Consider the following 252-nt stretch of genomic DNA (forward strand, 5'->3'; position numbering starts at 1 on the left):
GGATAGTTAAAACACACATTTACATTCGTGCTATTTCACATCGAAGATAAGGATATCAATATGGCTAAATGGCATTACCTACTCGCATCAGCATTGGCTGCCAGTTCAACCGTAAATGCTCAGGAAGCAAGCACACAAGCGGATACAAAAAAGTGGCAACATAGCTTCGAAATTTACGCGCTCGCACTCAACATCCGCGGAGACAGCACCATTAGTGATTTGTCTGCTGATGTCGATGTTGATCCTGCATTC

The 252-nt window shown here is 43.7% G+C and carries 1 pseudogene; it reads left to right on the forward strand.

The annotated features are described in order from the left end of the window. Nucleotides 1-60: 60 nt before the first annotated feature. A pseudogene (locus AB4486_RS23225) lies at nt 61-252 on the forward strand (hypothetical protein); the annotation flags it as partial.

The sequence above is a fragment of the Vibrio sp. 10N.222.55.C6 genome (assembly GCF_041473395.1).
GTDB classification, from domain to species: Bacteria; Pseudomonadota; Gammaproteobacteria; order Enterobacterales; family Vibrionaceae; genus Vibrio; species Vibrio crassostreae_C.